This window comes from Actinoplanes sp. NPDC051346 (assembly GCF_040682215.1).
GTDB lineage: Bacteria > Actinomycetota > Actinomycetes > Mycobacteriales > Micromonosporaceae > Actinoplanes.
The window spans coordinates 49,969-71,605 of the sequence record NZ_JBFBAJ010000005.1 but is presented as its reverse complement, the minus strand read 5'-3'; the positions used below and the strand labels follow the sequence as shown (position 1 = coordinate 71,605).

The 21,637-nt window shown below is 71.8% G+C and carries 22 protein-coding genes; 2 read left to right on the top strand and 20 right to left on the bottom strand.

Annotated features, from left to right (window positions below; translation table 11 throughout):
• Positions 1–214: 214 nt before the first annotated feature.
• The 16 genes from AB0M36_RS14455 to eno form a co-directional block, all read right to left on the bottom strand.
• Positions 215–1,570, bottom strand: coding sequence for an NAD(P)/FAD-dependent oxidoreductase (locus AB0M36_RS14455; RefSeq protein ID WP_364156821.1), 1,356 nt, complete (start codon positions 1,568–1,570; stop codon positions 215–217).
• A 62-nt stretch (positions 1,571–1,632) separates the two neighbouring features.
• Entirely contained in the window at positions 1,633–2,196 is a 564-nt protein-coding gene (locus tag AB0M36_RS14450) for a hypothetical protein (RefSeq protein ID WP_364156819.1), read from the bottom strand.
• Position 2,197: 1 nt separating this feature from the next.
• Positions 2,198–3,529, bottom strand: coding sequence for a DUF58 domain-containing protein (locus AB0M36_RS14445; RefSeq protein ID WP_364157740.1), 1,332 nt, complete (start codon positions 3,527–3,529; stop codon positions 2,198–2,200).
• Between the two features lie 32 nt (positions 3,530–3,561).
• Positions 3,562–4,548: a MoxR family ATPase gene (locus tag AB0M36_RS14440; RefSeq protein ID WP_364157737.1), complete on the bottom strand. Its 987-nt coding sequence runs from the start codon at positions 4,546–4,548 to the stop codon at positions 3,562–3,564.
• 37 nt (positions 4,549–4,585) lie between these two features.
• Positions 4,586–5,185 carry a hypothetical protein gene (locus AB0M36_RS14435; RefSeq protein ID WP_364156816.1) on the bottom strand — a complete coding sequence of 200 codons (600 nt, stop codon included), beginning with the start codon at positions 5,183–5,185 and terminating at the stop codon, positions 4,586–4,588.
• On the bottom strand, positions 5,182–5,880 hold the full coding sequence (locus AB0M36_RS14430; protein WP_364156813.1) for a DUF4129 domain-containing protein: 699 nt from the start codon (positions 5,878–5,880) through the stop codon (positions 5,182–5,184). The genes AB0M36_RS14435 and AB0M36_RS14430 overlap by 4 nt, the downstream gene beginning before the upstream one ends.
• 47 nt (positions 5,881–5,927) lie before the next feature.
• Positions 5,928–6,665, bottom strand: a complete 738-nt coding sequence (locus AB0M36_RS14425; RefSeq protein WP_364156810.1) for a uracil-DNA glycosylase — start codon at positions 6,663–6,665, stop codon at positions 5,928–5,930.
• Between the two features lie 48 nt (positions 6,666–6,713).
• Complete coding sequence (locus AB0M36_RS14420) at positions 6,714–7,061, bottom strand: hypothetical protein (protein ID WP_364156807.1); 348 nt, start codon at positions 7,059–7,061, stop codon at positions 6,714–6,716.
• Between the two features lie 72 nt (positions 7,062–7,133).
• A complete protein-coding gene (locus tag AB0M36_RS14415) occupies positions 7,134–8,102 on the bottom strand; it encodes a hypothetical protein (protein WP_364156805.1) in 969 nt (322 codons plus the stop codon).
• Positions 8,099–8,428, bottom strand: coding sequence for a PadR family transcriptional regulator (locus tag AB0M36_RS14410; RefSeq protein ID WP_364156803.1), 330 nt, complete (start codon positions 8,426–8,428; stop codon positions 8,099–8,101). The genes AB0M36_RS14415 and AB0M36_RS14410 overlap by 4 nt, the downstream gene beginning before the upstream one ends.
• A 65-nt stretch (positions 8,429–8,493) precedes the next feature.
• A complete protein-coding gene (locus AB0M36_RS14405) occupies positions 8,494–8,781 on the bottom strand; it encodes a hypothetical protein (RefSeq protein WP_364156801.1) in 288 nt (95 codons plus the stop codon).
• A gap of 137 nt (positions 8,782–8,918) precedes the next feature.
• On the bottom strand, positions 8,919–9,824 hold the full coding sequence (locus tag AB0M36_RS14400) for a Ppx/GppA phosphatase family protein (protein WP_364156798.1): 906 nt from the start codon (positions 9,822–9,824) through the stop codon (positions 8,919–8,921).
• Between the two features lie 8 nt (positions 9,825–9,832).
• Positions 9,833–10,324, bottom strand: a complete 492-nt coding sequence (locus AB0M36_RS14395; protein WP_364157734.1) for an amino-acid N-acetyltransferase — start codon at positions 10,322–10,324, stop codon at positions 9,833–9,835.
• 10 nt (positions 10,325–10,334) lie between these two features.
• Entirely contained in the window at positions 10,335–10,835 is a 501-nt protein-coding gene (locus AB0M36_RS14390; RefSeq protein ID WP_364156795.1) for a DUF501 domain-containing protein, read from the bottom strand.
• Positions 10,836–11,459: a septum formation initiator family protein gene (locus tag AB0M36_RS14385; RefSeq protein WP_364156793.1), complete on the bottom strand. Its 624-nt coding sequence runs from the start codon at positions 11,457–11,459 to the stop codon at positions 10,836–10,838.
• A 111-nt stretch (positions 11,460–11,570) separates the two neighbouring features.
• Complete coding sequence (gene eno, locus AB0M36_RS14380) at positions 11,571–12,854, bottom strand: phosphopyruvate hydratase (RefSeq protein WP_364156790.1); 1,284 nt, start codon at positions 12,852–12,854, stop codon at positions 11,571–11,573.
• Between the two features lie 170 nt (positions 12,855–13,024).
• Here eno and AB0M36_RS14375 point away from each other — a divergent pair, with 170 nt between their 5' ends.
• Both AB0M36_RS14375 and AB0M36_RS14370 read left to right on the top strand, forming a co-directional pair.
• Complete coding sequence (locus AB0M36_RS14375; protein WP_364156788.1) at positions 13,025–13,642, top strand: hypothetical protein; 618 nt, start codon at positions 13,025–13,027, stop codon at positions 13,640–13,642.
• A gap of 74 nt (positions 13,643–13,716) precedes the next feature.
• Positions 13,717–14,409: a hypothetical protein gene (locus AB0M36_RS14370; protein ID WP_364156786.1), complete on the top strand. Its 693-nt coding sequence runs from the start codon at positions 13,717–13,719 to the stop codon at positions 14,407–14,409.
• A gap of 66 nt (positions 14,410–14,475) precedes the next feature.
• Here AB0M36_RS14370 and AB0M36_RS14365 read toward each other — a convergent pair whose 3' ends face one another.
• The 4 genes from AB0M36_RS14365 to mfd are packed head-to-tail and all read right to left on the bottom strand — an operon-like array spanning position 14,476 to position 21,499.
• Entirely contained in the window at positions 14,476–16,089 is a 1,614-nt protein-coding gene (locus AB0M36_RS14365; protein WP_364156783.1) for a DUF885 domain-containing protein, read from the bottom strand.
• A gap of 10 nt (positions 16,090–16,099) precedes the next feature.
• Positions 16,100–17,065, bottom strand: a complete 966-nt coding sequence (locus AB0M36_RS14360) for a MazG family protein (protein ID WP_364156781.1) — start codon at positions 17,063–17,065, stop codon at positions 16,100–16,102.
• A complete protein-coding gene (locus AB0M36_RS14355) occupies positions 17,065–17,859 on the bottom strand; it encodes a hypothetical protein (RefSeq protein WP_364156778.1) in 795 nt (264 codons plus the stop codon). Before AB0M36_RS14355 ends, AB0M36_RS14360 begins: the two co-directional genes overlap by 1 nt.
• A gap of 7 nt (positions 17,860–17,866) precedes the next feature.
• On the bottom strand, positions 17,867–21,499 hold the full coding sequence (gene mfd / locus AB0M36_RS14350; RefSeq protein WP_364156775.1) for a transcription-repair coupling factor: 3,633 nt from the start codon (positions 21,497–21,499) through the stop codon (positions 17,867–17,869).
• Between the last annotated feature and the right edge of the window lie 138 nt (positions 21,500–21,637).

Genomic DNA, 21,637 nt, shown 5'->3' with positions numbered 1-21,637 from the left:
CACCATCCCCGCCGCGCCGCCGCCAGCCCCGCCACGTCGCCACCATCCCCGCCACGTCGCCACCATCCCCGCCGCGCCGCCACCATCCCCGCCACGTCGCCGCCAGCCCCGCCACGTCGCCACCATCCCCGCCGCGCCGCCGCCAGCCCGCACCGACCCGACCCGGCGCGAAACCGGGCCGGGCTGATCGCACCAGCAGCATGGCGATCCCCGGTCAGCGGGCGCCGGCTCCCACCGGCTCTGGGCTCTTCTCGTCACCCAGCGGCGGCGTGACATGGGTGAACTCCTGGCGGGGCTGGTGCAGCTGGCCCAGCGAGATCACCTCGCGCTTGAGCACGAAGGCGAGCGTCCAGTCGGCCAGAACCCGTACCTTGCGGTTGAACGACGGGATGCGGCTCATGTGGTAGGTCCGGTGCATGAACCAGGCCGGAAGGCCCTTGAGCTTCACACCGTAGATCTTGGCGACGCCCTTGTAGAGGCCGAGGCTGGCGACGCTGCCCGCGTACTTGTGCCGGTAGTTCTTGGGGACGCCGCCGTAGACGACCTGGCGGATGTTGTCGGCGAGCACCGCGGCCTGGCGGACGGCGTGCTGGGCGCTCGGCGAGCACCAGGCGCCCGGGCTGGTCAGGTCGGGGACCTGTGCGCAGTCGCCGGCCGACCAGGCGCCGTCGAGGACCTTCTCGCCGTCGACGACCTGGAGGGTGGGCAGGCAGGTGACGTGGCCGCGGGGGCCGCGGGGCAGGTCGGTCTGGTCGAGCATCGGCGACGGCTTGACGCCGGCCGTCCAGACGATCGTCTCGGCGCGGAAGATCTCGCCGTCGGAGAGGTGGACCTCGCCGTCGACGCAGGATTCCATGCGGGTCTCGAGGCGGATGTCGATGCCGCGCTTGCGGAGCTGGCGGGCGGCGTACGCGCCCATCTCGGGGCCGACCTCGGGCAGGATCCGGTTGGACGCCTCCACGAGGACGAACCGGACCTCTTCCTTCTTCAGCTCCGGGTAGTACTTGAGGCCGTCGCGGACGACGTCCTCCATCTCGGCCAGCGCCTCGACGCCGGCGTAGCCACCGCCGACGAAGACGAAGGCCAGGGAGGCGCGGCGCACCTCGGGGTCGGGGGTGACCGCCGCGACGTCGAGCCGGTCGAGGATGTGGTTGCGCAGGTAGATGGCCTCGCCGATGGTCTTGAAGCCGATGCCGCGCTCGCGCAGGCCGGGGATCGGCAGGACGCGGGAGACGGAGCCGGGCGCGACGATGATGTGGTCGTACGCGATCTCCTTGATCGGTCCCTCGATCGGCTGCACGGTCACCGTCTTGCGGGCGTGCTCGATGCGGGTGACCTCGCCGGAGACGATCCGGCAGCGCTTGAGCTCCCGGCGCAGCGGCACCACCGCGTGCCGCGGCGAGATGTTGCCGGCCGCGGCCTCGGGCAGGAACGGCTGGTACGTCATGTGCGGCTGGGGGTCGATGACGACCACCTCGGCCCGACGGGCGTTGACCTTCTTCGACAGGCGCAGGGCGGCGTAGAGCCCCACGTGACCTGCGCCGACTACCACGATGCGTTGCGGTTTCACGTCCTCCATTGTTTCGAAACGGCCGACGTGATGCCTCGTTCTGTGACCAATCCCAACTGCGGTCAGGACCGGCGCAGCAGGCGGGCCAGCAGCAGGGTCAGGCCGACCGCCGCCGTCAGGCCCACCAGGGTCGCCAGCAGGAACGCCGGGCCGGCCAGTCGGGCGGTCAGGCCGAGGGCGATCACGGTCAGCACGGCCGAGCCGAGGACAACGGCCCCGGCCCGGGCCAGCCAGCCCGTGACGACATCGGGACTGACCACCGCGTCGTACGGCAGCACCGCGGCCAGCGCGGACAGGGTGTGTCCGGCGTAGAGCAGGGTCGCCACCGCCAGCACTCGCCAGAGCGCGATCCGGGAGTCGTACCAGGTGGTGTCGAGGATCCAGCCGCCGATGACGGCGAGCGCGGCGACTGTCGGCCCGCGCCCCCGAGGCGCGATCACCGGATATCCGGCCGCGACGGCCAGCAGGGCGGCATAGCCGCTCAGGACCAGCGACACGGGCCAGGCCACCAGCATCGCCGCGAAGAAGGCGAGGCCGATGCCGCCGCGGACGAGGAGCGGCAGGATGGTCGCCCGGGCCGCCGCCCGCCGCGCCCGGTCGATCCGGCGGGTGATGCCGGCGCGCATGTCAGCGCCCCCTCGGCGCCGAGGCGAGCCGCGCGACGTCGCGCAGCACCAGATCGAGACTGCCCGCGCCGGCCCAGGTCACGACGGGTACGCCGTGCTCGCGCAGCCGGCCCAGCACGTTCTCGCGCTCCATCCGCCAGAGCCGGGTCGCGAGCGGCGTCCACTGGTTGCGCTGCGGCGGCGTGGCACCGTCCGGCAGCGTGTCGACGGCGACGGTGTAGCGACCGGACTGGACCAGGCCCGCCAGCATGTCCGCCGCTCGCGGGTCGACCAGCGGGGTCAGCACCATCACGAGGGCGTCGGAGGAGACGTTGTGCGCGCCGAAGACATGTTCGTACGGCTCTTCGTCGCCGGCGTCCGCGCGCACGTCCAGAAGCCATTCCAGCACCGTGAGGTACTGCCGGCGGCCGGTCGCGGGGCGCAGGCGGCGCGCGGACGCACCGTACTCGGCCAGGGAGACCCGGTCGCCGCGCTGAAGGTAGTGCTCGGCGATGGCGGCGGCCGCCCGGACGGTCGTGTCGAGCACGGACGCCTTGCCCTTGACCCCGCCGGAGTCGCCGGCCTCTCCCAGCACGTCGAGCAGCAGCAGCACCTCGGCGTCACGGTCGGACAGGGTCGAGGCCACGTGCAGGTCCCGGGTGCGCAGCGACACCCGCCAGTCGATCCGGCGCAGCCGGTCGCCGGGCGCGAACGGGCGTACCCCCGCGAGCTCGCCGCCCTCGCCGGGCCGCCGCGACCGGTGGTTGCCGACCAGGCCGGCCGCCGCGGGCATCGCCTCGGTGGCCGCGAACGGCTCGGTTTCCGGATAGACCCGCACGCCCCGGGCCGGGACCAGGACCGGCCGGCAGGCGAGCAGTCCGCCGCAGGCGGCCACGCGGGCGGCGGCCGGGCCCACGTCGTGACGACCCCACCGCTGTGCCGTGCCGGGCAGTTCGACCGCCGTCCAGCTGTCCGGCGCGACGTTGACCGCGAAGGGCCGGTCGGCCTCCTCCAGCCGCAGCCACGGCGAGGTCCGGGTCCGCACCACCACCAGGTCGTACGCGATCACATCGGGGTTGCCGACCGTGACCGACGCCGCGACCGCGCCTCCCTCGACGAGGTGGTCCTCGTCGGCCTCGATGGTCAGCTCCGGCGCCGACCGGGGCATGCGGCGCAGGCCCACCGCCGCGCCGATCGCGAACGGCGCGGCGAGCAACACCAGGTCGACCCGACCGAAGGCGACGCCGAGGACCAGCAGCAGGCCGGTGAGCAGCACCGTACGCCCCAGCGCCCGGGTCGGCACCCAGGCCGGCGAGGCCCAGCTCTCGTCGACCGCCGCCTCGTCGGGAGGCACCGCGGCCCGCAGCGGCGGCGGATCGGTGACGGTCACTGCTCGGCGTACCCGCCGGCGTACGTCGGCAGCGCTCCGCTGGCCGGGGCCGGGACGTTCTGGAGCACCTCCTGGACCACGAACGACGGGTCGACCCGGCGCAACCACATCTCCGGCCGCAGCGTGATCCGGTGGGCGAGGGCGGGCACGGCCACGTCCTTGACGTCCTCGGGCACCACGTAGTCGCGGCCGGCCATGACCGCGCGGGCCCGGGCGAGCAGCAGCAGGGCGAGCGATCCACGCGGCGACGAGCCGACCAGCGCGGAGGCGTGCTCCCGCGTCGCGGCGGTCAGCGCGACGATGTAGCGGCCGATCGAGTCCTCCACCGCGACCGACTCCAGCGCGGCCTGCATCGACCGCAGGGTCCGCGCGTTCACCACAGCCGGGAGCTGGGCCTCCTCCTGGCGGCGCGACATGCGCCGGCGCAGGACGTCCCACTCCTCGTCCTGGGTCGGGTAGCCGAACGACACCCGCAGCATGAAGCGGTCGAGCTGGGCCTCCGGCAGCGGGTACGTGCCCTCGTACTCGATCGGGTTGGCGGTGGCGAGCACGTGGAACGGCGGGTCGAGCCGATAGGTGACGCCCTCGACGGAGACCTGCTTCTCCTGCATCGCCTCGAGTAGCGCCGCCTGGGTCTTCGGAGGCGTCCGGTTGATCTCGTCGGCGAGCAGCATGTTGGTGAACACCGGGCCGGCCCGGAAGGCGAAATCGCCCTTGCGCTGGTCGTACAGGAAGGAGCCGGTCACGTCCGCGGGCAGCAGGTCCGGGGTGAACTGGAGCCGACGGAAGTCCAGGCCGAGGGCCTGCGCGAAGCAGCGGGCGGTCAGAGTCTTGCCCAGGCCGGGCAGGTCCTCGAGCAACACGTGACCGCCGGCCAGGATGCCGGCGAGCACGAGCTCGAGGGCGTCCCGCTTGCCGACCACCACGCTGCCGACCGAGTCGAGGACCGCGCCGGCCAGCCGGCCCACCTCGTAGGGCGGCATGGCCTCCACGCTCGCGTCCGTCACCGATCCACCCTTCTCAGATCTTTTCCAGCGCGTCGACGTACGCCGACAGCTCCCGGTATTTCGGCGTCCGGCGCCCCGACTCCTCCAGCATCCGCCACAGCGACTCGCCCAGCAGCTCCCGTGCCCGCCGAGGATCCGACGAACGGGTGATGCCGTGCCGCAGCCGCAGGCGCTCGTCGGCGAGTTCCGCCAGCGCGGGCTGGACGATACGCGAGAACCGGCTCGGGTCCTGCTGGGAGGAGTCCAACTGCCGCTCCCACCGGCGTACGGCCACCCGCAGCGTGTCGTTGCCGGCCCACCCGTCGGGGCTCGCTTCCCCGCCGCGACGCCGACCCCGGGGCACCGGCGGCGGAGCCACTTCGGCCACCGCGAGCAGAAGCAGCCGCAAGGCGGTGAACGCGGCCACGATGAGCAGAATCGAGGCCTTGATCCCCTGGGACCGCAGCACGGCGACGGTCACCGTGGTGGCCACGGCGACCAGCAGAACATTGCGGACAACCCAGGCGACTCGGGAGCGGGGCTTCGCCTCGGCCCGCACCGGTGCCTCGGCGACGACCGGTTCGGCACGGCCGCCGAAGAGATCCTCGAGGCCGCCGTCGGGGTCACGACTCACAACGGCACTCCGGCGTCGAGGTCGGCGCGCAAACGTTCCAGCGCCGACACGGCCTGGCGGCGCATCTGGTCGTCGACGGTGTGGGTGGCATAGCGCGCCTGGCGGTAGACGTGCGCGAACGGGGTCAGCACGGCCGCCTCGACCCGCTGCTCGGCGAGCAGCCGCGCCACCAGATCGGTGGGACTGTCGCCGGCGTGGCGTGGTGTGCCCGCCGCCGCGGCGGCCTGCTCCAGCCGCACCCAGCAGGCGATCACCGCCCGGCGTGGGTCACGGTCCGTGTCGGACAGCTCCTGGAGACCGGCGTCGAGGGCGGCGACGAGATCTTCCGCCGTACTCGTCTCGGAGCGGGTCCCGGCGCGACGGCCGCCGCGCCGCGTCCGCCGACGGCCCTGGTCGCGCAGCACCGCCCACACCACCAGCACGACGATCGCCACCGCGGCCACGCCGAGCACGACGGACGCCGCGGCGGGGATCCAGTTCGGCAGCTCGCGGGCGGCTTCCACCGGCTCCGGGCTGGTCGACACGGTCGGCTCGGGGGTCGGCGGCAGCAGCGGCGCGGCGGTCACCTCGACCTCGGCGTTCGGGTTGAAGCGCTCCAGCTGCGGTGCCGACCGGGTCGCGGCGAGCGAGGCGAGAAAGAGCAGCCCGAGGACGGCGGCCAGCGGCCACCAGCGACGCAGCGCGGCGATTTCCAATGCTCAGGCTCTGATCCGTGATCGGCGGGACGTAGACAGGACACGAATCATGCCAGGCCCGCGATCCGTTTCGCACTGTCGAAGACGTCGTCGAGCATCGCGGGGGTGAGCCGGCCGGTGAAGGTGTTCTGCTGCGACACGTGATAGCAACCCAGCAGGTCGGGTACGCCAGGGAGGACGACGTGGGCGCCGTGGCCGAAAGCCGGTCGGGGTACGGGCGGCGTCCGGCCGTACACCTGGCGCAGGACGGGCCACCACGCCGCCCAGGCGAACGCGCCCAGCGCGACCACGACCCGCAGGGTCGGACGGATGAGGGAAACCTCACGATGCAGCCACGGCGCGCAGGTGTCCCGCTCGGCCGGCAGCGGCTTGTTGTCGGGCGGCGCGCACCGGACCGCGGAAAAGATCCGCATATGCCGCAGCGCGAGGCCGTCGTCGGCGGAGACGCTGGTCGGCTGGTTGGCGAGGCCGGCCCGGTGCAGCGCGGCGAAGAGGACGTCGCCGGAACGGTCGCCGGTGAAGATCCGCCCGGTGCGGTTGCCGCCGTGCGCGGCGGGGGCGAGCCCCAGGATCGCGATCGTGGCGTCCGCCGGCCCGAACCCGGGCACGGGCCGCCCCCAGTAGCTCTGGTCGCGGAACGCGGCACGCTTGGTGGCCGCGACCTCCTCACGCCACGTGACCAGCCGGGGACAGGCGAAACAATCCGCGACGCCCCCGTCCAGCACGGTCAGGTTCGGCGCCTCGGCCGCGTGGGCGGAGACGTCTTCGCGGGTACGGCTGAGCACCCGTCCAGCAGAGCACCCGGGCGGACGAGCCGGGCAGCCGGGGTGGCGTCACCCGGCACGTCGGAGGCACAGCAGGTAGCCGTCGCCGGCGGTGCTGGCGTAGAGGAAGTACTCCTCGTCGGCCTCGAAGAACCGCTCGCAGGATCGGCTCTTGGAGTCGCTCTCGCCGTCGACGCGGCCGACCACGGTGAAGCCGGCGGCGGCCTCGCCGCAGCCGACGACGGTCGCGTCGGGCCGCTCGTCCTCGCCGGAGCTCACCTGAGTGGAGGTGGCCAGGCAGTCGCCGACAGCGGCGTCCTGAGCATCGTCGCCGGTCGCGAGGAGCGACACGACGATCACGGACGTCGCCAGGGCGACCACGGCCGCGGCTGCGCGCCGCGCGACCAGGTGTCTCACGTCAGGTCCTCCTTCACGCCGGACCTAACGACGCGACGGCGCTCCGGCTTCTCCCTCTTGGCCCACTTCTCCTTAGCGGCCAGCCGAAGGCGACGGCGTCGCGGATTTCGTCGGTGAGCCGGAGGTCTTCGACGGTTCGGCGGTGGGGGCCGCGCCGGGCATGCGGAACGGCGCGTTACTCGGACAGAACGGGTACACGCCGCCGGCCTTCTCCACATCGAAGCCTTCGCTCTCGTCGTAGCAGTACGGGTTGCCGAGGTGGATCGGCTGACCGTTCTGGTCGAAGAGGCGGGCGTTCGTGACCAGCCGGCCCTGCTCGTCGTAGACGAACACGTCCTGCACCCCGCTGTACGGGTTGTCGTAGTCCACGTCCGAGTAGTACGAGTCGCGGGCCGCGCTGTCGACCTCGAAGAAGCCGGCCATCGCGACCAGGACGAGGATGGCCGTGCCGCCGTACAGGGAAAGGCGTGACCACTGGGGCAGGCGCGGCGCCCGCCGGCCGAACCAGACCGAGGCGAACACGGCGGTCGCGAGCAGGAACAGGGCCACCAGAACGCTGTTGCCGACGCGCGGCAGCAGGCCGAGCGGCTGTCCACTGTTGTCGACGATCACGGCGATCACCATCGCCAGGAGATAGCCGCGCAGCACCCACCAGGCCGGGCGCAGGAGGCGGAGGAAGTCGGAGAGGCGCTCGTAGCCGACGACCTTGCCCAGGCGAGTGTCGGCCGTCCGCAGCGGCGGCAGCACGTGGTCCCGCAGGGCGGGCGTGATCTGGTCCTTCAGGTCGCCGAACACGTGCGCCCGGCCCGGCGGATCGGGGAAGCCGCCGACGAACGGCGTCGCACCGCGAAGGTCGGCGGCATACGCCTCGGGACTGCCCAGCCGGTCGGTGAGCGAACCCTCACCGTCGGCCATGACCTCGGTGAGATGCTCGGTCAGGTCCTCGAGCAACTCGTCCCGCTGGGCCTCGGGCAGGTCGCCGAGGGCCGCGCGGACCGCGAACACGTACGCGGTTATCTCATCCTGAGCCGTGGGTTTCACGCCGTCTCCCGCTCGTGAAGCAGATGGTTCATCGTCGAAGCGAACTCGTGCCAGCCCTTGCCCGACCGCTCCAACTCGGCCTGTCCGGCCTTGTTGAGCGCGTAGTACTTGCGGTGGGGACCCTCGATGCTGGGCACGACGTAGGAGTTGAGCAGACCGGCGTTGAACAGCCGGCGCAACGTGCCGTAGACGCTGGCGTCTCCGACCTCGGTCAGCCCGGCGGTCCGCAGCCGCCGCAGGATGTCGTAGCCGTAGCCGTCCCCGTCGCGCAGGGCGGCGAGCACGGCGAGATCCAGCACTCCCTTGAGGAGCTGGGTCGTATCCACGCGCAGCACAGTACTTCGCGATGCGAAGTAGTGTCAAAGATCGACGCCCGGCGCACCCGGTCGCGTCAGCGCAGCAGGAGGACGACGCGGACTCCCACGCCGACGAGGGCCGCGCAGAACGCCCACCGCACCACCGAGTAGACGTCCGGCTCACCGGGATAACCCCGCTGAATCAGATAGGCGGCGGCCTGTGCGGCAGCTATCCCCGCCGCCACAAAGGTCCAGGAGCTCACCGCGGTGGCCGCACGCCCACCGTCACCGGTGATGCCGGGGTATCGGCCCGTGCGGAACAGCACCCCCAACACCACCAGCGCCAAGGCCGCCACGCAGTACACCAGAAGGCTGAATGTCATCGTCTTCCTTCTCGCCATTCACCGCGGGCGCGACGAGCCTCCCCCGCTCAACGCATCAATGCATGCGCATGCTAGAGCAAAGTCGGCGAGCGTGCGGGATTCCACAGGAGAAGTGCGATTCGGAAACAGGGTCACCATCAGGCCAGTGAGAAGGCGATTCCGTCGAGGATGTCGTGCTCGCTGGCGATCACCGACGCCTTGTTCGCCCGCTCCATGATGACGCGCAGGATCAGCGCTCCCGCGCCGATCACGTCCGCGCGGCCCGGGTGCATCACCGGCAGGTCCAGGCGGTCCGCCACCGTCGAACCGAGGATGTCGGCCGTCACCTTCGCCACGTCGTCGCGGTGGATACGGGCGTGGTGGATCTGCTTCGGGTCGTACGTCGGGAGCCGCAGAGCCAGCGCCGCGACGGTGGTGACCGAGCCGGCGAGGCCGATGAGGGTGGCCGTGCCGTGGCCCGAGACCGTGCGGAGGGCGTTGTCGACCGCCTTGGTGATGTCGCGCTCCGCGGCCTGGATCTCCGCCGGGGTCGGCGGGTCGCTGTGCAGGTGCCGCTCGGTCATCCGGACGCAGCCGATGTCGACGGACACGGCGTGCTTCACCTCGCGGAAGCCGACCACGAACTCGGTGGAGCCGCCGCCGATGTCCACGACGAGATAGGGCGGCTCGGCGTCGAGGCCGTGGAGGGCGCCGGTGAAGGACAGCCGTGCCTCCTCGTGGCCGGTGATCACCTCGGGGACGACGCCGAGCACCGAGTGGACCATCGTGCGGAATTCCTCGGCGTTGGAGGCGTCGCGGGAGGCCGAGGTGGCACACATGCGTACCCGGTCGACGCCCAGCTCGGCGATCTCCGCCGCGTAGCCCAGCAGGGCCGTGCGGGTGCGGTCGATCGCCTCCGGCGCGAGCCGCCCGGTGCTGTCCACGCCCTCGCCGAGCCGGACGATCTCCATCCGGCGGGCTACGTCGGTCAGCTTTCCGCCCGCCACGTCGGCGATGAGCAGGCGGACCGAGTTGGTGCCACAGTCGATGGCGGCGACTCTCACGCGGACTCCTATAGATGCAGCAACATCCTCTTGTTGCCGAGCGTATTCGGCTTCACCCGTTCGAGGTCGAGGAACTCGGCAACGCCCTCGTCGTAGGAGCGCAGCAGCTGCTCGTAGACGGCGTGCGGCACCGGGGCGCCGTCGATCTCGGTGAAGCCGAACGCGCCGAAGAAGCGGGTCTCGAAGGTCAGGCAGAACACTCGGGCCACACCGAGCGCGCGGGCCGCGCCGAGGAGCTCTTCGACCAGGCGGTGGCCGATCTTCATGCCGCGGTGGTCGGGGTCGACCGCGACCGTACGGATCTCCGCGAGGTCTTCCCACATCACGTGCAGGGCGCCGCAGCCGACGACCCGGTCCTGTTCCACGGCGACCCAGAACTCCTGGACGCTCTCGTACAGCGTGACGGTGGCCTTGCTGAGCAGCCGCCGGTCCGCGGTGTACGTGTCGACGAGCGCCCGGATGGCCTTCACGTCGGTCGTGCGGGCCCGGCGGATCTCGATCGGCACCGGCTTACCCGGCCCGCGGGGCGACGCACGGGCCGCCGGACCACCACTGACCGACGGCGTCGCGGACCTCGTCGCCGAACGGGTTGACGCCGGGGCCGGCCGCCAGCGCGTGGCCGAGGTGGACGTGCAGGCACTTGACCCGGTCGGGCATGCCGCCGGCCGAGATCTTCTCGATCTCGGGCACGTGCTGCGCAGCCTCGCGGCGGGCCAGATAGTCCTCGTGGGCGGCCTGGTAGCGCTGCGCCAGCTCCGGGTCCGCCGCCAGCCGGTCCTGCATCTCGCGCATCACGCCGCCGGACTCGAGGCGGCTGCAGGCCGCCGTCGCGCGGGGACAGGTCAGATAGAACATCGTCGGGAACGGAGTGCCGTCGTCCAGTCGGGGCTCGGTCTCCACGACGTCGGGGTTGCCGCAGGGGCAGCGGTGCGCGACGGCGCGGGTGCCGCGGGGGCGGCGGCCGAGTTGCTCGGCGACGATCTCGAGATCGGTCTCGGAAGGAGTCGTCATCTACTTTCGGGCTTCTGCGTTGGCGGCGGCGACGCTTCCCCACAGTGTGTCGTACCACCGGTCGGGTTCGGGTGCCGCCGTGCGGGCGGCGTCGCGGGCGGCGCCGGCCGGGTCGTTGAGCACCAGCAGCGGCACCTCACCCGGCTTGACGTAGAACAGCCGGTCGCGCGCCTGGATGCGGATGTACTCGTCGTCTTTCCACTTCTCGACCTCCTCCTCCAGCCCCTTGATCTTCGCCTGCTGCGCGGCCTGGTCGGCCTGCATCTGGGCGATCTGGGACTCCTGGGCGAGGTAGACGCGGACCGGATAGGTGTAGGCGAGGGCCAGCGCGACGAGGACGACGATCAGGACGGTGGCGCGCCCGGTGAAGGCCTTGGGGCGGGTCGCGACGGTCCGCTTGGTGGCGCCGGACGCCGCGGCGCGGCGTGCCGCCGCCGGCCTGCTGCCGGAGCGGTTGACGCTGCCGGTGGTCCGGGTCGCCGGGATCCGGCGCGGCTCGATGCGGGTCGCTCCGGTGTCGCGGACCCTGCCGGGTCGGGCGCCACCTCGGACCCCCGGACGCCCCGCCTGGCCGGTGGGTCGGCGGGACGGCCCCTGCCCACTCGGTGTGCGGCGCTGCGTCATCCCTGCCCTCCCCCGGTACTCGCCAAAGACCACGGAGTTGCGGCACCTGCTCGATGGGACCCTATGCCCACCGAACGCGGTGCCACAACTCAATGATCGGTCGACGGAGCGTTACGCGGTGCGGTAACGCGGGAACGCGCCCGCTCCGGCGTACCGCGCGGCCTCGCCCAGTTCCTCCTCGATGCGCAGGAGCTGGTTGTACTTCGCGACCCGGTCCGAGCGGGCCGGCGCGCCGGTCTTGATCTGGCCGCTGCCGACGGCAACGGCCAGGTCAGCGATGGTGGTGTCCTCGGTCTCGCCGGAGCGGTGGCTCATCATCGTCTTGAATCCGGCCCGGTGCGCCAGATCGACGGCGTCGAGCGTCTCGGTCAGCGAGCCGATCTGGTTGACCTTGACGAGGACCGCGTTGGCGGCACCCTCGGCGATGCCCCGGCCGATGCGCGTGGGGTTGGTCACGAACAGGTCGTCGCCGACGATCTGGAGCTTGCCGCCGAGCTGCGAGGTCATCGCGGTCCAGCCGTCCCAGTCGTTCTCGTCGAGCGGGTCCTCGATGGAGACGATCGGGTACGTCTCGGCGAGCTTGGCGTAGTAGTTGATCATCTCCTCGGTCGACTTCGGCGAGCCCTCGAAGACGTACGAGCCGTCCTTGTAGAACTCCGTCGCGGCGACGTCCATGGCGAGCACGATGTCGGTGCCCAGGGAGAACCCGGCGGCCTGCACGGCCTCGGCGATCAGGTCCAGCGCGGAGGCGTTCGACGGCAGGCTGGGCGCGAAACCGCCCTCGTCGCCCAGGCCGGTCGACAGGCCCTTCTTCTTCAGGACCGACTTGAGCGCGTGGTAGACCTCCGCGCCGGTGCGCAGGGCCTCCCGGAAGGACGGCGCGCCGATCGGAGCGATCATGAACTCCTGCACGTCGACGTTCGAGTCGGCGTGCGCGCCACCGTTGAGGATGTTCATCATCGGCACCGGCAGCAGATGCGCGTTCGGGCCGCCGAGGTAGCGGAACAGCGACAGCTCGGAGCTGGCCGCGGCGGCCTTGGCGACGGCGAGCGAGACGCCGAGAATCGCGTTCGCGCCCAGCTCGGACTTGTCGGCGGTGCCGTCGAGGTCGAGCATCCTGGTGTCGATGAGGCGCTGCTCGCTGGCCTCGTACCCGACGAGCTCGTCGGCGATCTTGTCCTCGACGTTGCTGACCGCGTTCTCGACGCCCTTGCCGAGGTAGCGGCCCTTGTCGCCGTCGCGCAGCTCGATCGCCTCGAAGGCGCCGGTGGAGGCGCCGGACGGTACGGCCGCGCGGCCGGTGGTGCCGTCGTCCAGACCGACCTCGACCTCGACGGTCGGGTTGCCCCGCGAGTCGAGGATCTCCCGGGCGACGATCGCTTCAATGGTGGCCATCTGCCGTGGCTCCCTCATGTTCGTTCGGATGGATTCCTCAGACCGCGCCCCTGCGGCCGACCACGACCCTGAGGGTATCGAGCCGGGCGGACGGCCGTGGCGGCGGCTGGGGAACTCCGGCGCGCACATACCTCAGGCGGCGGTCCGAACTGCCGATCACCCGGGTTGCCATGACTACACCTGCGCACCTCCCCGAGGCCGGCTCGTACGTCGAGATGACCGACTGTGACGAGCAGGCCGCCCGCGTCCGCGTGGTTCACGCCGAGAGCGCGGGACTGACCCTGTCCGCGCCGCTGGACGCCGTGCCGCCGGTGGGCGCCACCGTGACCCTGCGCTGGTCGGCGGCCCCGCGAGGCAGGTTCGCCCTGCCGTGCGCGGTGGTGGAGGCCGACGAGAACCGCCTGGAGCTGCGTACGGCCGGCGAGGCGCTGGTCGAGCAGCAGCGCGAGTTCGTGCGCGGCGGCGGTGGCGAGCAGGTGATCATGCGCCGTCCGGGCTGGCGCGACGCCCACGGCTGGATCCGCGACATCAGCGAGCACAGCGTGCGGGCCCACTTCGAGGGTACGAACGTGGTCGAGGGCGAGGAGCTCCAGCTCTGGATGCAGCTGGGCAGCGAGATCATCGACATACCCTGCGTGGCGTCGCGGGTCGCGATGCTGCCGCAGCAGGTGCCGCCCGGCCCGATGTCGGTGGAGATAGTCGCCATCTTCGATGTCGACGAGTCCCTGGCCCGCGTCATCCGGCGCTATGTGATGCGGCAGCAGCTGCTGAGCCGTACGCGCTCCTGACCCGAGCTCGACGCAGAGCGACCGGGCGAACACCGGTTTGCGCCGAGTTGCAAGTATCGGCCAAGGTGGGGATCGTGCCCCCCACCCCCCGGCGCCTGATAGCCGCACTCGTCGTGCTCGTCCTCACGACGGGCTGCACGGACCTGGACGAGACCTCGGGACAGGGCCCGAGCCGCAACGGCCTCGTCGTCGACCTCGCCGCCCAGCTGGCCGGCGCGGCGAACCTCACCTATGAGGCGACGTACCAGCTCGCCGGCGGCGCGAGCGCGACGATCGCCCAGGGGCAGCAACCCGCCCGGGCGGCGTACGTCTATCCCGGCGGCAAGGTGCTGGTCACGGCGGACGCGACCACCGAGTGCCGCACCAGCGTCAAGCCGGCCACCTGCACGATGACCGCACCGGCGACGCCGACGAGCCCGCCGCCGCCCGCCGTCTTCCGGGGCGCGGACACCAGCGGCATGGTGACGCCCGCCACGGTTCTGGCCCTGTTGAACAGGGCGGCCCTCGACGCCGACGCCCGGGTCGCCCAGCGCGACACGACGATCGCCGGACGGCACGCGACCTGCGTCGACCTGACCGGCGTCGACGGCGCCGCCGCCCGCGACTTCGGGACGTGCATCACCAACGAGGGCGTGCTCGGCAGCTTCAGCGGCGTGCTCCACCAGGTGCGGGTCGACGTCGCCATGACGGACTACGCCGACCGGCTCTCCGAAGACCTGTTCGAGATGCCCAAGTCGGCAAAACTGATCGACCGCCGACGCGGCTGACCGACCGCCGACGCGGCTGATCGGCGCTAGACGTGGCCGATCGGCGCTAGACGTGGCCGATCGGCGTCAGACGCCGAGGAGGAAGCTGAGGTGGCGCGGCGGTGGTGAGCCGTGCGCGAGCATGGCGTCGTGCCAGGCCTTCGGGGTGGCGCCGAAGGGGCGGGCCGCCGCGATCGCCGCGACCTCCGTGTAGCCCACGAAGTAGGTGGAGAGCTGGGTGGAGGTGAGCAGGGCCCGTTTCCACTTGCCCGCCGCCTCACCCTCCTCCTGGAAGCCGCGCGTCATCATCAGCTCCATGGCGTCGGCCTCGGCCAGGTCCTCGCAGTGGGTCAGCTGATCGATCATCGCGTTGAGGCTGATCCGCAGCTGCATCTTGAGCTGCTGGAGGCGCACCGGCAGGCCGCCGAAGCCCAGCCCGGCCATCAGCTCCTCCGCGTAGACCGCCCAGCCCTCGACGAACGGGCCGGAGAAGCCCAGCGCCCGCACCCGGGTGCCGGCCCGGAACCGCCGGGAGTGGGCGAGCTGCAGGAAGTGCCCCGGCATGGCCTCGTGCACGGTCAGGTTGCGCAGCATGTGGTCGTTGTATTCGCGGTAGAACGACTCGACCCGCGCCGGCGACCAGTCGGCCGGCGTAGGGGCGATGCAGTAGAACGTCGGGACGTCCGCCGTCTCCAGCGGACCCGGCGGGTCACAGTTGGCCACCGCGACGCCACGGGCGAACTCCGGCATCTCCTGGATCACACAGGGGTCGTCGATGATCGTCATGAGGTCGTGCTCGCGGACGAACTCGGTGGCCTCGGCCATCGTCACCTTGGCCAGGTCGACGATCGTGGCGTTGTCGGGGTGCTGGGCCGCGCACGTGTCGAGGGCCCGGCGCACGGTCTCGTCGGTGGTCGGGCCGCCGACCAGCTCTGCCGCGGCCTCGCGGAGCCGGGCGGTGACCTCGTCGAGGTTCTGCCGGGCGCGGGCGAGAACCTCGGCCGCCGGCAGCTCGGTGTCGAGGGTGTGCCACAGCCGGGCCTCCCACAGCGGCCGGCCCAAGCGCGGGTCGCGGCCCGGCTCGCCGCTCTCCAGCCGGGCCCGGAGCCAGCCGTCGAACTCGGCTAGGGCGTCCAGCGCGGCGGCCAGCGCCGGCTCGATGCCCCGCATGTCGGGCGCCTCCGCCAGCAGGGCGGGCACCTCGTCGCGGATCAGCGCCGCCGCGCCCGCGAACTGCCCGACCGCCACCTCGGCGTGCAGCCGGGGCATGTCGCGCAGCACCGCCCGGGCGGTGGCCAGCGCGTCCGGGATGGCGGCGAGCCGGCCACCGAGGCTGGCGAGCCGCTCCCTCGCCGGGGCGAACGGGCGGGCGATCAGGGCGTGCAGCAGGGGACCCGGGTTGTGCTCCAGCGGGTTCCACTCGTGCTCGCGCACGTCGGAGAGCTCGAAGATGCCGCGCTCGACGACGGCGGAGAGGATCGCGTGGTCGACCTGGTCCTGCTGGCCGATGGCGTCCGGATCGACGCCGGCGAGGGCGTCGGCCGCGTCCCGCAGCATGGTGACCCGCTCAGCGACCGCGCCGCTCGAGTGGTCGGGCAGACGGTCGTCGTAGCGGTGGTCGCCCGCATAGGTGGCCAGGGCGGGGTCACTGTCGAGGATGGCGTCGACGATGCGCTCGGCGAGCGGCACGAACTCCGGCATGATGCGAAATCTACTCGCCGGGTGCGACATCCTCCCGAATCCGTACGGCGTCGGCGTATCGCAGCGCCGCCTGGCGCAGCAGCGCCTCGGCGTCGAGGCCGTCCGCTCGCGCCTGCGCCACCGTGCGCAGCAGGGCGGAACCGAGGTCGGGGTCGGCGGGCAACGGCACGTCCAGGCCGGCCCGATCCACCCGTTGGAGGATCTTGGCGGCCAGCGACAGCGCGGGCTGACTCAGGGCGATGCCCTCCAGCACGGAGTCGCGCGCCTTCTCCTCCTTCTTGATCCGCTCCCAGTTGGCGATGATCGCCTCGACGTCCTCGACGTCCTCGCCCGCGAAGACATGGGGGTTGCGGCGGACCATCTTGTCCACGAGGTCGCCGGCCACGTCGTCGACCGTCCAGCGTTCGTCTTCGGGAAGCTCCTCGGCCAGCCTCGCGTGCAGCACGACCTGGAGCAGCACGTCACCCAATTCCTCCCGCAGGGCGGCGAGGTCCCCGGAGACGATCGCGTCGTACGCCTCGTAGCTCTCCTCGAGCAGGTAGGGCGCGAGGGTCTCGTGGGTCTGCTGCCGCTTCCACGGGTCGCCGCCGGGCGAGGCGAGCCGGTCCATGACGGCGACGGCGTCGAGCAGCCGGGCTCCCGGTGGATCCCAGGATCCGTAGCAGAGCTCGAGCTCGGCCAGGGAGGGCTCGCGCGCCAGCCGCAGCCCGAGCCTGCGGGCGAAGTCCTCGTCACCGGCCGCGCCAGCGAGCCAGACCACCGTGCCGTGCTCGGCCAGGAGCCCGATCAGAGCTTCGGGGTCGGGCTCGACGACCGTCACAGTGACGCCGGCGGCGCGCAGGGCAGTGGCCTGGTCGCCGTCGGTCGCGGTGAGCACGGGCCCGGCGCGGACGAAATCCCACGCGGCCGCCGTCAGGATCCCGGCCGGCAGCCGCGGGGAGGTGACCAGCAGGACGATCCGGCCGGCCTCGGGCATCAGGCCGCGGTGGTCACGGCGGGGACATCCGTGACGTACGCGTTCTCGGCATCCTCACCGCCGATGGAGAGCACCACCAGCGGGAGGTCCTTGCCGTCGCCACCCTGGATCGTCAGGAGTGGGATCTGCTGGGCGCCGTACCGAGGATTGATCTTGACCTTCTGGTCCGCGACGACCCGCTGAAGGTCATTGCGCATCCCCACGAACGTCTCCAGCACCGACTTGTTCTCGGGCGAGAGCATCTTGCTCTGGAAATCGTCGAACGTGGTGGTCGGTTCGGCCGCGCCGCCCGCGATCAGCCGCCGGTAGACGTCGTGCAGATCGTCCTGGGTGAGCTGCGCCGGGGTGACGGTGGGCTCCAGCGCGGCGCGCAGCTGGTGCGCCTCCGCGTAAAGCTGGGTGTACTCCCACGTCGGCGAGTAGTTGCGGGCCTGGGCGACCTGCGCGACCGGCGCGGGGTCGGTCGGCTTCACGCCGCGTGCCTGCGCCGCCTTCCGCAGGAGGTCCACCTCGAGCAGCGCGTTCAACACGTCCTGCCGCGAGATCGGCATGGTCGGCGGCGGCAGCGCCTCGGTGGCGCCGGCGGCCTCGCCCCGGCGCTGGGCCTGCTCGCGCGCCTCGGTGAGCTGGTCGCGCACCTGGTCGTAGATTCCCTCGACCCGGTCCTCGGAGATCTTTCCACCTGAGGTGTACGCGGCCACGTCCGGTGACTGCTGGCAGGCGGTCAGGCCGGCCACGGCAAGGACGGCGACGACGGCGGTGGATGCGAGTCGGCGAGCACGCTGCATGGTCATGACTCTCTCACGCTCCGGTAGTGACGCTCGCCACGGGGGCGGAAATGTCGCCCAAGACGTCCTTGAGCAGCTGGGTGCACCACTGCAGGAGCTGGAGGTCGCGCAGCGGCTCGCCGCCCACCCGGCGGGTGCTCGGCCGGGGCACGCTGACCTGGTCGTTCGTCGTCTTGTAGACGGAGTCCGGGTGGTAGCGCTTGAGCCGCAGCTGCTTGGAGTCGGGCAGCCGCAGCGGCGAGAAGCGCAGGTGCTTGCCCTGGACCGAGACGTCGGTGAGGCCGTACGCCCGGGCGACCAGCCGGAACCGGGCGACCGCGATGAGGTTGGCGACGGGTTCGGTGGGTTCGCCGTACCGGTCGGTCATCTCGGCGACCACCTCGTCGAGGCGGGCGTCGTCGCGGGCCTCGGCCAGCTTGCGGTACATCTCGAGGCGCAGCCGCTCCACGGCGATGTACTCGGTGGGCAGATGGGCGTCGATCGGCAGGTCGACCTTGACCTCCGGCTCCTCCTCGGGCCGTTCGCCCTTGAAGGCCTGCACCGCCTCGCCGACCATGCGCACGTACAGGTCGAAGCCGACGCCCTCGATGTGGCCGGACTGCTCGCCGCCGAGCAGGTTGCCGGCGCCGCGGATCTCGAGGTCCTTCATGGCGACGTACATGCCGGCGCCGAGCTCGGTGTGCTGGGCGATGGTGGCCAGCCGCTCGTGGGCGTTCTCGGTCAGCGGCTTCTCGCGCGGGTAGAGGAAGTAGGCGTACGCGCGTTCGCGCCCCCGGCCGACCCGGCCGCGGATCTGGTGCAGCTGGGCCAGGCCGAGCAGGTCGGCGCGCTCGACGATGAGGGTGTTGGCGTTCGGGATGTCGATGCCGGACTCGACGATGGTGGTGCAGACCAGGACGTCGAACTCCTTCTCCCAGAAGCCGATCATCACCTTCTCGAGCTGCTCCTCGCTCATCTGCCCGTGCGCCACCGCGACCCGCGCCTCGGGCACCAGCTCGCGCAGCTTGCGGGCCGTCCGGTCGATCGACTCGACCCGGTTGTGCAGGTAGAAGACCTGGCCGTCGCGCAGCAGCTCGCGGTGGATGGAGGCGGCGACCTGCTTGTCGTCGTGCGCGCCCACGTACGTCAGCACGGGGTGCCGTTCCTCGGGCGGGGTGGCGATGGTGGACATCTCCCGGATGCCGGTGATCGCCATCTCCAGGGTCCGCGGGATCGGCGTGGCCGACATGGTGAGCACGTCCACCGCCGCCCGCAGCGCCTTGAGCTGTTCCTTGTGCTCGACGCCGAAGCGCTGCTCCTCGTCCACGATGATCAGGCCGAGGTTCTTGAACCGGGTCGAGTTGGCCAGCAGCCGGTGGGTGCCGATGACGATGTCGGCGGTGCCGTTGGCCGCCTCCTCGAGGGTGAGCGTGGTCTCCTTCGGCGTCTGGAACCGCGACAGCTGCTTGATCTGCACCGGGAACTGACTCATCCGCTCGGTGAAGGTGTTGTAGTGCTGCTGGGCGAGCAGTGTCGTGGGCACCAGGACGGCGACCTGCTTGCCGTCCTGCACCGCCTTGAACGCGGCCCGTACGGCGATCTCGGTCTTGCCGTAGCCGACGTCGCCGCAGATCAGCCGGTCCATCGGGACCTGCAGTTCCATGTCCTGCTTGACCTCGATGATCGCGGCCATCTGGTCGGGCGTCTCGGTGTAGGGGAACGCGTCCTCCAGCTCGCGCTGCCACGGCGTGTCCGGTCCGAACGCGTGGCCCTTCGACGCCTGCCGGGCGGCGTACAGCTGGATGAGCTGGGCGGCGATCTCCTTGACCGCCTTCTTGGCGCGGGCCTTGCTCTTCTGCCAGTCGGCGCCGCCCATCTTGTGCAGGGTCGGCGACTCGCCGCCGACGTAGCGGGAGAGCTGGTCGAGCTGGTCGGTGGGTACATAGAGCCGGTCGCCGGGCTGGCCGCGCTTGCTCGCCGCGTACTCGATGACGAGGTATTCACGGTCGGCGCCGTTGACCGTGCGCTGCACGAGCTCGACGTAGCGCCCGATGCCGTGCTGCTCATGCACGACGAAGTCGCCGGGTTTGAGCTCGAGCGGGTCGATGGTGTTGCGCCGGCGGCTCGGCATCTTGCGCATGTCCTTGGTGGACGCGCCGCGGCCGCCGCTGATGTCGTTGCCGGTGATGACGGCCAGCCGGGACCCGTCGTCGACGAAGCCGTGGTTGAGCCCGCCGCAGGTGATCAGGAGTTGGCCGGGCTCCAGCGCGCCGCTGATCGAGTCGACGGGGGTGACGCCGAGGCCGGCGTCGCGCAGCAGTTCGGTGGCGCGTTGCGCGGTGCCGTTGCCCTCGAAGACGAGCGCGATGGCCCAGCGCTCGCCGGCCCAGCGTTGCAGGTCGGCGGCGAGGCGGGCGGTGTCACCGTGGTAGAGCGGCACCGGCTGGGCCTTGAGCGTGACGGCGTCGCCGGTGTCGGGACTGACCTCGACTTCCTCCGGCGCATCCCGCCATGGCTGGTCCGTGGCGGGTTTCTCGTCGGCGTCGGCCAGGCCGAACGGCGAGACCGTCCACCATGGTTGGCGCAGGGTCGCGGCGTGGGCGCGGACGTCGGCCAGGGTGCGGAAGGCGGCGGCGCCGACGTCGATCGGGGCCTGCCCGCCGACGGCCGCCGCGGCCCAGCTCGCCTCGAGGAACTCGTCGGAGGTGCGGGTCAGGTCGTGTGCCCGGGTGCGGATCCGCTCGGGGTCGCAGAGCAGGACGTGGGTGCCCGCCGGCATGCAGTCGAGCAGCAACTCCATGCTGTCGGTGCCCTCCAGCAGGGCCGGAGCCAGCGACTCCATGCCCTCGACCGGGATGCCCTCGGCGAGCTTCTCGAGGATCTCCGACAGCTCGGGGTGCTGCTGGGCGAGCTCGGCCGCCCGGGCCCGCACCCGCGGGGTGAGCAGCAGCTCGCGGCACGGCGGCGCCCAGAGCCGCTCGGCCGCTTCGATGGTGCGCTGGTCGGCGACGGCGAAGGTGCGGATCTCCTCCACCTCATCGCCCCAGAACTCGACGCGCGACGGGTGCTCGTCGGTCGGCGGGAAGACATCCAGGATGCCGCCGCGTACGGCGAATTCGCCGCGCTTGGTCACCAGGTCGACGCGGGCGTACGCCATGTCGGACAGCCGGCGCGCCACGTCCTCGAGCTCGGCCTCTCCCCCGGGTCGCAGTTCGACCGGTTCGAGATCGCCGAGGCCCTTGAGCTGCGGCTGCAGCAGCGACCGCACGGGCGCGACGACCACTCGCAGCGGCTCGTCGCCGGGGTGCGCGAGCCGGCGCAGGACGGCGAGCCGGCGCCCGACCGTGTCCGAGCGCGGCGAGAGCCGCTCGTGCGGCAGCGTCTCCCACGAGGGAAAGACGACGACGCCGTCCGAGGAGATCAGGCAGCCGAGCGCGTCGGCCAGGTCGTCGGCTTCGCGGCTGGTCGCGGTCACGGCGAGGACCGGCCGAGCGGCGCCGCCGATGTCGGCCGGTCCGGCGACCGCGGCGACGACGAACGGGCGCAGCGCGGCGGGCGCGGTCAGGTCAAGGGCGTCCGAGTCGACCCCGCCCTTGCGGGCCAGGTCACGGGCCCGTGCCAGCCCGCGGTCGCGCAGGGCTGCCGGGACGAGGCCACTGAGTTGCATCAAAAAGACTCTCTCGAAGGCACACCGAAAAACCCCGACGCCAGTTGGACGGGGGGTATGCCACAAGCTTAGTCCGCCCCCCGGTACCCCCGGAGCGACGGACCACTATCGGACAACATGTCCGACATGGCGCCAAAC